This is a genomic window from Flavobacterium anhuiense (assembly GCF_001705175.1).
Lineage (GTDB): Bacteria > Bacteroidota > Bacteroidia > Flavobacteriales > Flavobacteriaceae > Flavobacterium > Flavobacterium anhuiense.
In genome coordinates this window covers 5,051,642-5,066,907 of the sequence record NZ_CP016907.1, presented here as the reverse complement: position 1 = coordinate 5,066,907, position 15,266 = coordinate 5,051,642, and the positions used below count along the sequence as shown (strand labels likewise).

The window sequence follows — 15,266 nt, the reverse complement described above, 5'->3', positions numbered from 1 at the left end:
TATTAAAAAACTATAATTATTAAATTTTATTAAGATTTAATAAATCACTATAAATTTACGATTTTATTTTCAGAATAAACTGTTTTATTGTGATAAAATACTGTTTTTAGTTGTTTGTGTTTTGGTGATTTAGGAAGTAAATAGTTTATTGGTGATGATAAGGTTCGTTTCGTAAAATAGTAAAGCCGCGGTACAATTGTTCGATAAAAAACAGACGAACCATTTGATGCGAAAATGTCATTAGCGAAAGCGATACTTTTCCCTGTGCTTTTTTATAAACGGTTTCAGAAAATCCATAAGGCCCACCAATTACATAAACCAAAGTTTTAACGCCAGAATTCATTTTCTTTTGCAATTCTTCAGAGAAACCAACGCTGGAGAAAGTTTTTCCGTTTTCATCCAATAAAATCAATTGATCGGTTGCAGAAAGTTTTGAGAGAATTAATTCACCTTCTTTTTCCTTTTGCTGGCTTTCAGATAAGTTTTTTACGTTTTTGATGTCGGGAATAATCTCCAATTCAAATTTGATGTAAAATGACAGACGTTTAGTGTAATCGTCAATCAAAGTTTGAAGCGATTTATTGTCTGTTTTGCCTACTGCGATAAGTTTGATGTTCATTGGTTATTTTTTTTTTAGCCACGAATTACACGAATTAGCACGAATTTAATTTAAACACCTAGAGACATAGTTTTCTTTGTCTGCAAAAAGGCGTTCCACTTATTGCAATGCACATATCTATGTGTGAAAGCTTGCTTTTTATCTAATCATAAAACAGAAACAATTATATCTATGTTTCTATGTGTTTAATTTTTTTACCGCAAAGCGGTTTACGATTTTTTATTTTCAAAAATGGTCTCGAAATGTTCTACAATAGGAAAAGGCTCGTAATAATGGTGCAAAATCTTTTTCCATTCCAAATATGCTTCAGAAGTTCTGAAACCTACCGTATGATCTTCAAGTGTATTCCAATCGACCAATAAAAGATATTTGTTTTCGACTTCGAGACATTTTTCCAAACGATGTCCTAAATAACCTTCAATGGACGAAATATATTGACTTGCTTTTGCAAAATCATCTTCAAATTGATTGGCTAATTCTGGTTTAACATACAGAAATGCTGCTTCTAGAATCATATTTAAATGAATTTTATCTGCTTGATTTGCTAAATCTGCGGGAAAAAATTATACTCACGCAGATTTAGCAGATTTGGCAGATTTTATGTTTTTATTAGTTTTTAGAAAATCTTGCTTCAAAAACTTTGAATCTATTATCAAGATCTTTAATCAATTGTTTTCTAACCGATTCATCCTGAATGAAACTGTAATTGATACTGTTATAAACGTACTTTTTGATCGTTTGATAATTCACATCAGGATATCTTTTCGCTAATAAAACATATTGCTCAGTCATATTGCTTCTTAAAATTCCCGCATCGTCTGTACTGATTACAATTGGCACATTAAACTCTTTATAAAGCGTAAACGGATGTCTATTTTCTTTTACTTTCAAAATGAATTCGTTGCTTACTAAATTGATTTCAATCGGAATATTCTTTTGAGCCATATATTTCAATAAATCATACGAATTGGCTTCGTAAGCAATATCAACTCCGTGACCGATTCTGTTGGCGCCAGCCACATAAATCGCATCGTTAATGTGCCAAGTCAATTCTTCTGGCTGAACCAAGCCTAAAGTCAATTCGCCCGCGTGGAGAGTATATTTTACGTCTGGAAATTTAGAATGGCAATATTTGAACATCACCATATGTAACCAGTAATCTTTCATAGAGTTTTCGCCATGTTCTGGAGAAACGATGTTTACACCTGCAGTTAGTTTGCTTTCGCTTGACGAAACGAAAGCAATAACCAGATTTTTAAATAAATCTACAGGTTCCATAAAACGAAGTACAAAGTTTTGATAACGCATCGTGAACTTTTCATCATCAATTTTTAAGTCTTTGTGAAGTTTCGCTAAGAAGTTGGTATTGAAATCATCGGCATATTTTTTGGCCTCTTTTTTCTGAAGCGATTTGTACAATTCATCCAAAAGTTTTAAAACCGCTTTTTCATCTTTTTGAGCTGAAGTTTGACGTAATTTGGCGTTAAAATCAGTTAAATCAGAAACATTCATATCACAAGGAATTGTTGATAATTGTGTTTCAATATAACTCACATTTTCGGCAATGGCGCGTTTTTTCAGTTCCAGCATTCCTTCTGCAAAATGACCTTGAATGGTTGGTTCAAACTTCATAAAAGAATCAAAAAACTGATCGTCAGAAGGCACAGAACCATTATAATCTTTAACAGACCAAGTCTGCATAATTTGCTGTTCATAGTGCTCTAATTTTCCTTTATTTTTAAGAGATGAAAAGTTTTCCCAGTTTCCGTTTGAAGGTTTGGTTTTAGAAACGGCCATAGTTTCCAGATTCAAATAAAAGTCTTCTGCAATAGCTCTTTCCAAAAGAGGTTCTGCATAAACTGATCCTGAAAAATGATGGTGTAAATCGCCTCCTTTAGGCATTTGTTGAAAGAAAGCTGTTAAGAGAGCTTCATTATTCCTGATTTTTTCTAAATAACTCTCAGCTGATTGAGAAAAGCCGATTTGTGCTATAAAAAAACAGAAAAGCGTAATTATTCTTGTCATACTCTAAGATTAAATTACGCGCAAATATACGAGTTTTCGGAGAAATTTGAAAATTTGTTTTCTGTTGCGGTGAGTTTTACCGCAAAGAGCGCTAAGATTTATCGCAAAGTTCGCAAGGTTTTATTCCAAGCTTGGCTTAATATAAACGCTAAGTTCGCAAAGTTTTGTCTATAAACTTTGCGTTATTCTTTGCGTGCTTTGCTTTTAATTCATTTTTTGCTGGAATAGATTTTACCGCAAAGAACGCAAGGTTTTGTTATTTACTAGACTTAGTATAAACGCAAAGTTCGCAAAGCTTTATGTGAAAAACTTTGCGAACTTTGCGTTCCCGATAGCTATCGGGATTGAGCGCTTTGCGGTTAAAAAAAACTTAGAATCTTAGCATCTCAGTATCTTAGAAACTCACGAAAAAAGTACATCATGTATTTCAGGAACCTTATCAAAAACACTTTTTGCAAAAGGACAAAGCGGGATAATTTTTAAGTTGTTTGCTCGTGCATAATCTACAGAAGCCATAACCAGTTTTTTACCAACACCTTTTCCGTTAAAATCTGGACTTACTTCGGTATGATCGATAATGAATTTTGAGTCTCCTGCCCAAGTATACGTCATTTTTCCCCCTTCTTTTCCGTCTTCTAAGGCTTCAAAATAGCCTCTTTTTATATCGTTTATTTGTTGAATTTCCATGATAATTATATTAGTGTGGTTTTGATTTCGATTGAATGTGTCAATGTTTTATGAATTGGACAACTGTTTGCAATCGTTTCCAGTCTTTGTCTTTGCGTTTCGTCAACTTCACCGATTACTTCAATTCTTCTGGTAAATGAGGTGCAATTTCGCTCTGAATCTCTTTCGAAATCAATTTTGATATTGATTTCTTCAACATTCCATTGTTTGCGATTAATGTACATTCTTAAAGTAATTAAGGTACAAGAAGCTAATGATGACGCTAAAAGTTCAGTAGGATTTAGACCTAAATTTTTTCCGCCTAAAGATTGTGGTTCATCTGAAATTAAAACATTTCCGCTGGCAGATGTGATTTCCGTTCGATACAGGCGCGTATCTATTTTTGCTGAAAGTGTATCCATAATTATTTAATTCTTGGTTCTGGTAATGGCACAAATTCGGTTTCGCCAGGAACTTTTGGGAAAGTTTGGTTTGTCCAGTCAATTTTAGCTTTTTCGATGAGGTTTTTATCAGAAGAAACAAAGTTCCAAAAGATAAAATGTTCTTCAGGAAATGGCTGTCCGCCAAAAAGATAAACCGTAGAATTTTCAGCAATTTCAAACTCGCAAAGCGAAGCTTCAGTTGTAATTAGAATCTGTTTTGGATCGTAAACATGTTCGCCGTTTTTGATGCTCCCCTCCAAAATATACAAACCGCTTTCACCAAATAAATGATGTCCGATATTGATTTTCTTAGCTTCTTTACTTTTAATTTCAATAAAATACAACGGACTATAAACAGGAACTGGCGATTTTTTGCCAAAAGCTTCACCAGCAATTAATTTATATGAAACACCGTCTTCTTCCCAAGCTGGAATATCATCTGCTTCCACATGCGTGAAATTCGGATCCATTTGTTCCAATTCTTTCGGAAGCGCTACCCAAATCTGCAATCCGTGAAGCATTTTGTCTGAATGTCTTAAATATTCTGGAGTTCTTTCAGAATGAACGATGCCTTTTCCAGCCGTCATCCAGTTTACGGCTCCAGGTTTTATTTCCAATTCTGTTCCTAAACTGTCGCGGTGCATAATGCTTCCTTCGAATAAAAAAGTAAGCGTTGAAAGTCCGATATGCGGGTGTGGTGGGACATCCATATTTTCGTGGTCACTTAAATGTGCAGGTCCCATATGGTCGATAAATACAAATGGTCCGACGGATCTTTTTTCACGGAAAGGCAATAAACGGCCTACCAAAAAGTTGCCAATATTGGCAGCACGTTCTTCGATTATTAAACTGATATTTGACATGGTTTTATTTGATTTGAAAACAAAATTACAGTAGTTGTGTTTTTCTATAACTTAATTTAGATTAAGAAAATTGTTTTTGGATTTTTTTTTGAATTATAAAAATAAGAAAAAACGGTGGTTAAGTTTTAGGATATGATTAAATTTAAGTTTAGAAGTACCAGAGGGACAAAATATTTAAGCAAATAAAATATAACATCACCAAAAGCCCCATCGGGGCGAAATAAATGTCGCTCCTCTGGAGCTTTTTTGCGGTAACTATGATGTTTTCTATAAATATTTTGCTCCGCTGGAGCATGAAAATAAAATGTTTTTTGTTTAACCAATCAACTCAAATTCCAAAACCTCACTTTCAGTTCCATTAATAATAATCGACAATTGATGCGCTCCAGTATGAAAAACTCTAGTTGTGATTAACTTAAAAGATTGGTTTCTTTCAATTTTGGTTAATTGATTTGGATGATACACCTTTTCACTAATTTTAAAGACTTTTTTTGCTAAATGTCCTTTTGCTTTTTTATAATGAACGGCATATTCTAAACGAACTGTTTTTGGTTCTTCGTTTTTGTTATTTAAATGAAATTGAAACTGAAGATAATCACCAATTTTAACCACAGGCGTTTTGATTTCGAAAGAAGAAAGCTCAATATTAGTGCTTTCTAAACCGTAATGGCTTAAGATTTCAGGATGGCCTTGCTTTAGTAAAGTTCGTGAACCATGTTTAATAATTCCGTCGGTTTCTTTGCTGTGGCCTTTCCATTTCGAAGCAATTCCGAGCACAATCTGCGGATTATCTTTAGCAATATCGTTTAAATTATTAGCTACGCTTCTGCGGACATATTCTGAAGGATCATTTTTTAAATTCTCCAAAATCGGCAGAATAGATGAAGGATCTTTCTTTAGAAACGGAATTGCCATTGCCCATGGTAATCTCGGGCGAGAACCTTCGCTTGCTAGACGGCGTACGTGATGATTTTTATGCAATGACCATTTTATCATTTCGTAAATCATTTTCTCTTTATATTTTAAAATGAAAGGGCGAACGGCAAATTCACAGCTTATAAATTGGGTTACAGAAACAAAAGCTTTTTTCGAAGTTTCAAAATCGTCTAAACCGCACATCTCAATGTAATCTGCAAAGAAGACGAAAGCCAGATTTCCTTCTGTAAAACTATTTTTCTTTAAACTTTCTATGATTTTATCAATCAATGAAACAGCTTCGGGAAAATTTTGAGGCATAAATTGATGTAACACTACTGTTGTATGTTTCATTCTTTCTTTCCATTCCTTTTGAGCAAAATCGCCTTCATAAATCGCTTCAATAAATTTTTGTTTATTGAATGCTGGATACACTTCGGCAACAGCCTGAGTAAATTTTTCGTAAAAAGTAACGGAGTAAATGTCTTTAATTAATCCCATGATTTTTGTTTGATTGAACTTCAAAGATATTTAATTGAACGCTTATTAAGAGATTAAGTGTTGTTAAGAATTGTAACTTTATTTTTCAGAATATCTTAAGGGTTAAAAAAGAGATATTTAATGTTTTGCATAATTTTTCATGTTATTGGAATTTTCAAATCCATAAAATATATCCTAATTTAGCATTATTATTAAAAACAGAAAAATGATAAGCAAAGTTCAATTTCAAGCAGAATTAAAACTCTTAATAGAAAATGCCATAAGAGAAGATGTCGGACCGGGCGATTATAGTTCGCTTGCGTGTATTCCTGATACAGCTCATGGTCAGGCAAAGCTATTGGTAAAAGATCAGGGAATTATTGCTGGAGTTGAATTGGCTAAAATGATATTTGAATACGTTGATCCAAAATTAAAAGTAAAAACTTTTATTGAAGACGGCACGCGTGTAGAATATGGTGAAATTGTTTTTGAAGTTTCTGGCAGCTCGCAATCTATTTTAAAAGCCGAAAGAGTGGTTTTGAATACTATGCAAAGAATGTCAGCAATCGCTACAAAAACAAACCATTTAATGCAGCTTTTGGAAGGGACAAACGCAAAAATTTTGGATACGCGTAAAACAACTCCAAATTTTAGAGTGGCAGAAAAATGGGCTGTAAAAATTGGCGGAGGCGAGAATCATCGATATGCGTTATATGACATGATCATGCTGAAAGACAATCATATTGATTTTGCTGGCGGAATTACACGCGCTATTGCAAAAACTAAAGAATATTTGAAAGAGAATAATCTTGACTTGAAAATTATTGTTGAAGCTCGTGATTTGGATGAAATCAGAGAAATTTTATTGAGCGATGGAGTTCACAGAATTCTGATAGATAACTTTAACTATGAAGATACAAAAACGGCAGTCAATTTGATTGGTTCAAAATGCCAGACAGAATCTTCTGGAAATATCAGCGAAAAAACAGTTCGCGAATATGCTTTATGCGGTGTGAATTATATTTCGTCAGGTGCTTTAACGCATTCTGTCTATAATATGGATTTGAGCCTAAAAGCTTTTTAAAATTTTGATTGTAATTATCCATTTTAAAATCTAAGAAGTCTAACATCTAAGAAGTCTAAAAATCTATATAATATGTCGAAAGAGATAGAAGATCGGATTGAGAAGCTGCCTGTAATACGCAATCTGGCCCGACTTTTTAAAAGAATAAAATTCCCTTGGTTAGAGGGATTTTCTTTGTATGATTTGCTCGAAATGTACTCTTTGGGAATTCTTGAAGGGGCTTTTTCATATCATGCAAGTGCTGTTTCTTTTAGCTTTTTCATGGCATTATTTCCTTTTGCTTTATTTATTTTAAACTTAATTCCGTTTATTCCGATAGATAATTTTCAGGAAGATTTTCTACAGTTTGTGCAGCAGAGTGTACCTCCAAATACATTTGATGCAATTAGTAAAATTATCAGCGATATCTTAAACAATAGTCACTCGGGATTATTATCGTCTGGATTTTTGCTTTCGATTTTTTTGATGGCAAATGGAATTAATGGGATTTTGAGTGGTTTTGAATCTTCAAAACATGTTTTTGATAAACGCGGATTTTTTAAGCAGTATCTCGTTGCCTTAGCGATTTCTCTTGTAATGACGGTTATTCTGTTTGTGACCGTGGCTACAATTGTAGTTTTTGAGGTTTTCATTCAAAAAACCATTATTCAAGATGTGCTGAGTGATCGTATTCCGCTGATTATTTTAGGACGATATTTATTCGTTATCTTAATGATTTTGATAACATCTTCAATATTATTGCGTTATGGAACAAAGCAGTATAATAAAGTACCTTTTATTAGTATTGGTTCTGTTTTTACGACGGTCTTAATTGTTATATCTTCATTCTTTTTTGGGATTTGGGTTATAAAATTTTCAAAATACAACGAACTTTATGGTTCAATTGGGACATTATTAATTCTAATGTTTTATATTTGGATAAACTGTATGATTCTGCTTTTAGGGTTCGAATTGAATGCTTCTATCAGAAAATTAAAACAAAAAAAAGAAAAATAATATGAAAAATTTGATGCTAACTATCGGAGTGTTCTTCTTTGCCCTAACCATGCAAAGTCAAAGTGTAATTGGAAAATGGAAGACAATTGACGATGAAACTGGCGAAGCAAAATCGATTGTTGAGATTTACGAGAAATCAGGAAAAATATATGGCAAGGTAGTGGATATACTTCGTGAAGGCCACAAGAAAGATGTTTGTGTAAAATGTGATGGTGCCGAAAAAAACAAACCCATTTTAGGAATGGTTATTATAAACGGACTTAAAAAGGATGGTTCTGAATATAACGGAGGGACAATTTTGGATCCTACAAGCGGTAAAAAATACAAATGTTATGTTACTTTAGAATCTGCCGATAAATTGAAACTACGAGGTTATGTTGGGATTTCTTTAATGGGTAGAACACAATATTGGACTAGAGTAAAAAGCTAATTAAAATCTAATGCGAAAATTAACTTCGATAATTTTATTCTTAGTTGCAGTTTCAAATAATTTTGGACAATCTAAGAATTCGCCATTACCAATAAGTCATCTAACAGGTGACTTTTATGTTTATAAAACGTTTCATGATTACGACGGAACTCTTATTTCTGCCAATGCCATGTATGTGGTTACAGATAAAGGAGTTGTGCTTTTTGATGCGCCTTGGGATAAAACGCAGTTTCAGCCTTTGTTGGACAGCATAAAAGCAAAACATAATAAAGACGTTATTATGCTTTTTGGTACGCATTCTCATGAGGATCGTGCAGGAGGATTTGATTTTTATAGAAAAAAAGGAATTAAAACCTATTCAGGTAAATTAACCGACAATATTCTGAAAAGCAAAAATGAACCAAGAGCGGAGTTTGTAATTCCAAATGATACTACTTTTACTGTCGGACAATATAAGTTTGAAGTCTATTATCCAGGAAAAGGACATGCGCCAGATAATATCGTAGTGTGGTTTGGAAAAGATAAAATTCTTTATGGTGGATGTTTTATAAAAAGCGCTGAAGCGAAAGATTTAGGCTATTTAGGAGATGCTGATGTCAAAGAATGGGAGAAATCAATCAAGAAAGTTCAATTAAAGTTTAAAAATCCAAAGTATGTTATTCCGGGACATGATGGCGGAACAACCAATAAATCAATAGACCATACTTTGAAATTGGTTAAGGAGTATTTGGCTCATAAGTCTACCGAAAAAAAGTAACTTTGCATTCATATATATAGTACATGTTTTTTATCGAAGTTATTTTACCACTTTCCTTAGCAAAAACCTTTACATATCGTGTTTCTGAGGCTGAATTCCATTTTATAAAAAAAGGAATGCGGGTTGCGGTACCTTTTGGTAAAAGTAAAATATATACGGCGCTCGTTTTGGATGTTCATGAAAATGCGCCAACATTGTATGAGGCTAAAGAAATTCATCAGATTTTGGATGAAAAACCAATTGCGACCGAAATCCAGATTAAACACTGGCTTTGGGTTGCAAATTATTATATGTGCGGGATTGGCGATGTTTACCGCGGAGCATTTCCAAGTGGATTACTGTTGGAAAGCGAAACCATTATTTCGCACAAACCTGATGTTATCGTAAACGACAGCGAGCTTTCTGACGACGAGTTTTTGATATATGAAGCTTTACACCATCAGAGTTCACTGAAGGTTCAGGAAATTGTTTCGATTTTAAACAAAAAGAATATACTTCCAATTTTGCAGAAATTGATTGCGAAGGATATTATTTTTTTGGATGAAGAAATAAAAGAAACCTACAAGCCAAAATTGGTTCGGTATGTAAAATTACATTCTAAATACGAATCGGATAATGGTTTGGAAGAATTGCTGACGGTGCTGAAAAATGCTAATAAACAAAAAGAAATCGTTTTAGCTTATTTTCAAATCAGTGCCTCAGAAAAAAAGCCAATTACAGTAAAGAAGCTTACTGAAATTTCAAATGCAGGCTCAGCAGCTGTAAAATCTTTGATTGAAAAAGAAATATTTGAAGAATATTATTTGCAGCATGACCGTGTTACATTTGATGGAGAAAAAACGGAAAAGGAATTGCAGTTGAGCCAAGCGCAAGAAAAAGCTTTTTCTGAAATCAAAAACAGCTTTTTAGAGAAAGAAGTTTGCTTGCTGCATGGTGTAACTTCGAGCGGGAAGACCGAAATTTATATAAAGCTAATTGAAGAATATCTGCATACAGGAAAACAGGTTTTGTATCTCTTGCCAGAAATTGCACTTACCACACAACTCGTTTCGAGGTTGCGTCTTCATTTTGGCGATAAAGTAGCTGTTTTTCATTCAAAATACAGCAATAATGAAAGAGTTGAGGTTTGGAGGCAAACGCTTGAGAATTCGCCAAAAGCACAAATTGTGATAGGAGCGAGATCGGCTTTATTCTTGCCATTTAATGATTTAGGGTTGTTAATTGTTGACGAAGAGCATGAGCAGACTTTCAAACAGACTGATCCTGCGCCCAGATATCATGCGAGAGATGCGGCTATAGTTTTGGCTAATTTTCATAAAGCTAAAGTTTTATTAGGCTCAGCAACGCCTAGCATCGAAACTTATTTTAACACTCAAAATGACAAATACGGATTGGTAACTCTTTCTGAACGTTATAAAAATGTTCGTTTGCCTGAAGTAATTTTAGTTGATATCAAAGACAAACATTTCAGAAAAAGAATGACAGGGCATTTTAGTGATCTTTTAATTGAAGAAATTGCCGAATCATTGTCATTGGGCGAACAAGTTATTTTGTTTCAAAATAGGAGAGGATATTCGCCTATAATTGAATGTTTGACTTGCGGGCACGTTCCGCATTGCCAGCAATGCGATGTGAGTTTGACGTATCACAAACATAAAAATCAGCTTCGTTGCCATTATTGCGGTTATTCGATTGCAAAACCTACAAATTGCCACAGCTGTTCAAGTATTGATTTGACTACAAAAGGATTTGGGACAGAGCAAATTGAACAGGAATTGTCTTCACTTTTTCCAAAAGCTAAAACAGCTAGGATGGATCAAGATACTACTCGAGGCAAGTTCGGTTTCGAAAAAATAATAGATACATTTAAAAATCGTGAAATTGATATTTTAGTCGGTACACAAATGCTAGCCAAAGGACTTGATTTTGATAATGTTGGTTTGGTTGGAATAATGAACGCCGATAATATGCTTCACCATCCCGATTTTAGGGCTTTTGAGCGTAGTTTCCAGATGATGACTCAGGTTGCAGGAAGAGCAGGAAGATCTGAAAAACAAGGGAAGGTTGTCATTCAGACTTATAATCCTAATCATAATACAATTCAGCAGGTTACAAACCATAATTATATAGGTATGTATAAAGAGCAATTGTATGACAGGCAAATTTATAGATATCCACCTTATTTCAGAATTATAAAACTTACGCTAAAACACAAAGATTTTGACAAACTAAAGGAGGGAGCAATGTGGCTGTATCAGGTTTTGAGCCAGAATTTAGGCATGCCGGTTTTAGGGCCAGAAGAGCCTGCTATAAGCAGAATTCGAAACGAATATATTAGAACTATCTTGATTAAGATTCCGCAAAATCTTCATTTAGGAAACACAAAAAAAACTATTCAGAAAATGCTGAATAGTTTTGAAGCTGTGGCCCAATACAGGGCTATAAAAGTTGTGATTAATGTAGATTTCTATTAAATAGCAATTAAGAAGAAGTTGAGAGTGCTTTTACTAAATCTTCTTTTTTGTTGCGGCTTAATGGTATTTTGGTGATGCCTATTTCAGCAAATTTGCTGTTAAAACGCTCAACCTTATCTATATTAATAATATATGATTTGTGAACACGGATAAATTTGTCTTTAGATAAATCATTTTCAAAAGATTTCATGGTAGAAAGAACCAGATTGCTGTCATCCTCGGTAACTACTCTCACGTAATCTCCAAAAGCTTCAATCCATTTTATTTTTGAAGTGAAGATTTTAAGTTTTTTTAGATTACTTTTGATGAATATATGCTCGCCTTCTTCTTCTTTGATGTCTTTTTTGAGCAGATGCATATCGATTGCTCTTTTTACAGAGGCGTTAAAGCGATCTACTGCAATTGGTTTTTGAAGATAGTCGGTAGCGTCATAGTCGAAAGCTTTTAAAGCATATTCGGCTTTAGATGTGATAAATATAATCTGCGGTTTTGATTTTAGCCCGTCAAGGAAATCAAAGCCGTTAATAACTGGCATTTCTATATCAAGAAATATTAAATCGATATTATTTAATGAGATACAACTTTTTGCTTCAATTGCATTAGAAAAATCCCCGATTAAATGCAAGCCTGGGTGATTATTAACCAATTTGGCAATAATTGTCCTTTGTATAGAACTATCATCTACAACAACACAGTTTAGTTTCATAACATTTAAATTTAGAATAAATTCAGGATAGCAGTAGTAAATGTATTATTTTTTTGTAAAAAAAACTAAAGTCGAGGCATCTTTTTTGCATTACGACGAATAAAAGGAAAAAAATGTTGCATATATAAATTAAATGCTTACTTTTGCACCCAATTTTAACAAATAAATTTTTTATTTATGAATCATTATGAAACTGTTTTCATTTTAAATCCCGTTTTATCTGAGGTTCAGGTGAAGGAAACAGTAACGAAATTTGAAGAATTTCTTACTAGTAGAGGAGCTGAAATGGTATCGAAAGAGGATTGGGGTCTTAAAAAAATGGCTTACGAAATCCAAAACAAAAAAAGTGGTTTTTATCACTTATTCGAATTCAAAGTTCCAGGAGAAGTTCTACTTGCTTTTGAAACTGAATTTAGACGTGACGAAAGAGTTATGCGTTTCTTAACTGTAAGTTTAGATAAACATGCTATTGCGTGGGCGGAAAGAAGAAGAGCAAAATTAAAATCTACTAAAGCGTAATTATTATGTCTACAATTGAGCAATCTGCAAAAGGAAAAAAAGACGGAGATATCAGATATTTAACGCCTTTAAACATTGAAACTAACAAAACTAAAAAGTATTGCCGTTTCAAAAAATCTGGAATCAAATATATCGATTATAAAGATGCTGATTTCTTATTGAAATTCGTTAATGAGCAAGGAAAAATTCTTCCTCGTCGTTTAACTGGAACTTCATTAAAATACCAAAGAAAAGTTTCTGTAGCTGTAAAAAGAGCTCGTCACTTAGCTTTAATGCCATACGTGGCCGATTTATTAAAATAGTATAAAAATCTAGTCGCTGGTTTCTGTTAGAACAGAACCTAACTTCTAAAATATAAGGACAACAACATGGAAATTATTTTAAAACAAGACGTACAGAACTTAGGATTTAAAGATGATGTAGTATCTGTAAAACCTGGTTACGGACGTAACTTTTTAATTCCTCAAGGTTTTGCTACTTTAGCAACACCTTCTGCTAAAAAGTTTTAGCTGAAAACCTAAAACAAAGAGCGCACAAAGAAGCTAAAATTGTTGCTGATGCAAAAGCGTTAGCAGAAACAATTAAAGCTCTTGAAATTAAAATTTCTGCAAAAGCTGGTGGAGAGAAACTTTTTGGTTCTATCACAAACATCGACATTGCTGAAGCTTTAGAAAAATCTGGAAACGTTATCGACAGAAAATTCATCACTAGTGGTATCGTAAAACGTATTGGAAAATACAATGCAAGTATCCGTTTACACAGAGATGTAATTGTTGAGTTACCATACGAAATTGTTGCTGAAAAGTAATAGTTTTAAAACCTATATTAAAATCCCGATGTAAATCGGGATTTTTTTGTTTAAAAAAAACTGACACTAACAATTAGATTTATGGCTGAGGCTTAGAGCTTGCAGCGTAAAGTTTAAAACTTAAAGGGAAATGAAATACGCGAGATTAACAAAAGAGCAGTTTGATGAATTACATGCTGAATTTGCAAGTTTTTTGGCTACACAAGCAATAGACAGAAAGGAGTGGGAAGAACTTAAAGTTAATAAACCAGAAGTTGCAGAACAGGAACTTGATGTTTTTTCAGATTTGATCTGGGAAGGCGTATTGACTAGAGCAGAATATTTAGAGCACTTTTCTAAGAATCATATCTTTTTATTTCATTGTTTTGATACCTACATTCAATCTATTGTTTTAAAATCATTTTCTCCTGAAGTTGATTTTTTAACTAAAGACGGACTTCAATGGTTGAGTGATAATATGTTTACTGACAATATTGAAATGAAGGTAGGGAAGAAGGTGTTTACAGAGGAACGAAATTCTTCGATTTTTGAATTGATTAAACAAGGTGCTTTTTTAAGCGACGGTCAATTATTTAATCAAATTAATACTATTATCGAATCTTAATTCTAGTTTTTTTTTTTTTTTTGAAAACGTCTAAATGGCAATCAATTCACAAATAATTGTTTGCCATTTTTTATTTTTTAACTTTTGTTTAATGTTTTTGTTAATTTTGACCCCGTATTTCTACGTGATTATTTCTAATCTTTCAATATATTGAAAAATGAACTTTTTTTGGGGTAAATTGCTTAAATGAACTCTTTAACAGACAATTTTGCTTTTAAAATCTGTCCAATATGTAGGATTTTACTTTATTTATATCGATTTAACATATTTTGTTTATTATTTTATCTAGTGAATAAACAGCATAGAAATTATGTTAAATGTAGCGATTTTTCTAATGTTTTGCGTCGTCCAGAGTTTTCGAATTAAGTTTTAAGAATAAATTATAAGAATTTTAGGCTTGTTTTATGTTTTTGTTTTTCCTAATTTTAGGTAACAAAAGTTAAACAAAGTTTTTCTTTTGGTTTCTAAACATACAGGTAAAATTATTTTACTAATTGTTGAGATTGAAATTAGAACAATTAAATAATAACTTAATAAGTCTGCTTATGGAATTGACAATTACTTTCTTTATCAAATTTACTTTAGTTGTTTACCTTATTTTAGCTTTATTTTTTACTCTATTAAGCTTACTTCATCTCAACGATAATTTTAATCGTTATAATATATTTAGTTTTTTGTCAAAACGTTTACCTTTTGGTTTGCTGTCTTATAATTACCCCATTGGGTGTGCTAATTGTAAGGAGTAATAATTTATTGGATATAATGAAGATTCTAATCTAGCTTTGTAGCTTGATATTTTTAGGAATGACTAATCAACCTTCTCTAAAAATGAATTGACTATATAGAATTCCCCAGTTCTACTTCAACTAAGAAATTT

Annotated in this window: 16 protein-coding genes and 1 pseudogene; 9 read left to right on the top strand and 8 right to left on the bottom strand. The window is 32.9% G+C overall.

Annotation, left to right across the window (positions count from 1 at the left end; genetic code table 11):
- Window positions 1–145 precede the first annotated feature (145 nt).
- The 7 genes from rlmH to BB050_RS21310 form a co-directional block, all read right to left on the bottom strand.
- The gene (rlmH, locus tag BB050_RS21340) at window positions 146–619 is read right to left on the bottom strand and encodes a 23S rRNA (pseudouridine(1915)-N(3))-methyltransferase RlmH (protein WP_066035035.1); all 474 of its coding nucleotides are present in this window, start codon (window positions 617–619) and stop codon (window positions 146–148) included.
- 209 nt (window positions 620–828) lie between these two features.
- The gene (locus BB050_RS21335) at window positions 829–1,134 is read right to left on the bottom strand and encodes an antibiotic biosynthesis monooxygenase family protein (RefSeq protein ID WP_066035034.1); all 306 of its coding nucleotides are present in this window, start codon (window positions 1,132–1,134) and stop codon (window positions 829–831) included.
- 94 nt (window positions 1,135–1,228) lie between these two features.
- Complete coding sequence (locus BB050_RS21330) at window positions 1,229–2,644, bottom strand: amidohydrolase family protein (protein WP_066035033.1); 1,416 nt, start codon at window positions 2,642–2,644, stop codon at window positions 1,229–1,231.
- A 402-nt stretch (window positions 2,645–3,046) separates the two neighbouring features.
- Window positions 3,047–3,331, bottom strand: a complete 285-nt coding sequence (locus BB050_RS21325; RefSeq protein ID WP_066035032.1) for a GNAT family N-acetyltransferase — start codon at window positions 3,329–3,331, stop codon at window positions 3,047–3,049.
- A gap of 5 nt (window positions 3,332–3,336) precedes the next feature.
- Window positions 3,337–3,732: an OsmC family protein gene (locus BB050_RS21320; protein ID WP_008463013.1), complete on the bottom strand. Its 396-nt coding sequence runs from the start codon at window positions 3,730–3,732 to the stop codon at window positions 3,337–3,339.
- Between the two features lie 2 nt (window positions 3,733–3,734).
- Window positions 3,735–4,616 (bottom strand): pirin family protein, encoded by an 882-nt coding sequence (locus BB050_RS21315; protein ID WP_066035031.1) that lies wholly within the window; start codon window positions 4,614–4,616, stop codon window positions 3,735–3,737.
- A gap of 315 nt (window positions 4,617–4,931) precedes the next feature.
- Window positions 4,932–6,032, bottom strand: coding sequence for a DNA alkylation repair protein (locus BB050_RS21310; protein ID WP_066035030.1), 1,101 nt, complete (start codon window positions 6,030–6,032; stop codon window positions 4,932–4,934).
- 205 nt (window positions 6,033–6,237) lie between these two features.
- Here BB050_RS21310 and nadC point away from each other — a divergent pair, with 205 nt between their 5' ends.
- The 5 genes from nadC to priA all read left to right on the top strand — a co-directional run bounded on the left by nadC (window position 6,238) and on the right by priA (window position 11,752).
- Complete coding sequence (nadC, locus tag BB050_RS21305; protein ID WP_066035029.1) at window positions 6,238–7,095, top strand: carboxylating nicotinate-nucleotide diphosphorylase; 858 nt, start codon at window positions 6,238–6,240, stop codon at window positions 7,093–7,095.
- Between the two features lie 72 nt (window positions 7,096–7,167).
- Window positions 7,168–8,091 (top strand): YihY/virulence factor BrkB family protein, encoded by a 924-nt coding sequence (locus BB050_RS21300; RefSeq protein WP_008463019.1) that lies wholly within the window; start codon window positions 7,168–7,170, stop codon window positions 8,089–8,091.
- Between the two features lies 1 nt (window position 8,092).
- Window positions 8,093–8,521 (top strand): DUF2147 domain-containing protein, encoded by a 429-nt coding sequence (locus BB050_RS21295; protein ID WP_008463020.1) that lies wholly within the window; start codon window positions 8,093–8,095, stop codon window positions 8,519–8,521.
- Window positions 8,522–8,531: 10 nt separating this feature from the next.
- On the top strand, window positions 8,532–9,278 hold the full coding sequence (gene bla-B1-FLAV / locus BB050_RS21290) for a subclass B1 metallo-beta-lactamase (RefSeq protein ID WP_066035028.1): 747 nt from the start codon (window positions 8,532–8,534) through the stop codon (window positions 9,276–9,278).
- Window positions 9,279–9,301: 23 nt separating this feature from the next.
- Complete coding sequence (gene priA, locus BB050_RS21285) at window positions 9,302–11,752, top strand: replication restart helicase PriA (RefSeq protein ID WP_066035027.1); 2,451 nt, start codon at window positions 9,302–9,304, stop codon at window positions 11,750–11,752.
- A gap of 7 nt (window positions 11,753–11,759) precedes the next feature.
- On the opposite strand, the gene BB050_RS21280 is transcribed toward priA, so the two are convergent.
- Complete coding sequence (locus tag BB050_RS21280) at window positions 11,760–12,458, bottom strand: LytR/AlgR family response regulator transcription factor (RefSeq protein ID WP_008463025.1); 699 nt, start codon at window positions 12,456–12,458, stop codon at window positions 11,760–11,762.
- Between the two features lie 177 nt (window positions 12,459–12,635).
- On the opposite strand from BB050_RS21280, the gene rpsF reads away from it, so the two are divergent.
- The 4 genes and pseudogenes from rpsF to BB050_RS21260 all read left to right on the top strand — a co-directional run bounded on the left by rpsF (window position 12,636) and on the right by BB050_RS21260 (window position 14,389).
- Window positions 12,636–12,977, top strand: coding sequence for a 30S ribosomal protein S6 (rpsF, locus tag BB050_RS21275; RefSeq protein ID WP_008463027.1), 342 nt, complete (start codon window positions 12,636–12,638; stop codon window positions 12,975–12,977).
- Between the two features lie 5 nt (window positions 12,978–12,982).
- Window positions 12,983–13,279 carry a 30S ribosomal protein S18 gene (rpsR, locus tag BB050_RS21270; protein WP_002987043.1) on the top strand — a complete coding sequence of 99 codons (297 nt, stop codon included), beginning with the start codon at window positions 12,983–12,985 and terminating at the stop codon, window positions 13,277–13,279.
- A 66-nt stretch (window positions 13,280–13,345) separates the two neighbouring features.
- Window positions 13,346–13,785, top strand: a pseudogene (rplI, locus tag BB050_RS21265) (50S ribosomal protein L9).
- A 130-nt stretch (window positions 13,786–13,915) separates the two neighbouring features.
- On the top strand, window positions 13,916–14,389 hold the full coding sequence (locus BB050_RS21260) for a DUF6495 family protein (protein WP_008463038.1): 474 nt from the start codon (window positions 13,916–13,918) through the stop codon (window positions 14,387–14,389).
- Window positions 14,390–15,266 lie beyond the last annotated feature (877 nt).